This is a genomic window from Mesorhizobium sp. M7A.F.Ca.MR.148.00.0.0 (assembly GCF_003997735.1).
Lineage (GTDB): Bacteria > Pseudomonadota > Alphaproteobacteria > Rhizobiales > Rhizobiaceae > Mesorhizobium.
Genome location: NZ_RZTB01000592.1, coordinates 1 through 263, shown reverse-complemented (window position 1 = coordinate 263; position 263 = coordinate 1). Strand labels below are relative to the sequence as shown.

At 66.5% G+C, this 263-nt stretch carries 1 protein-coding gene; it reads left to right on the top strand.

The annotated features are described in order from the left end of the window. Nucleotides 1–263: LysE family transporter (locus tag EOB49_RS35445; protein WP_164782009.1), on the top strand; the 263-nt coding region annotated here is incomplete at both ends.

Here is a 263-nt window from a genome sequence, read left to right as displayed (position 1 = left end):
TTCCTCGCCTACAGCGCCGCCCTCGGCATCGCAGCCGCGATCCCTGGTCCCGGCATCACCGCTCTGGTCGCGCGTGCGCTCGGCTCCGGCTTCCGCTCGTCGCTGGCGATGTCCTTTGGCCTGATGGTGGGCGACATCACCTATCTGACCGCCGTGGTGCTCGGCCTCGCCTTCGTCGCACAGAGTTTCGGCATGGTTTTCCTGGCCATCAAGTGGCTCGGCGTCGCCTATCTCGCCTTCCTCGGCTGGCGCTTCTGGAACAG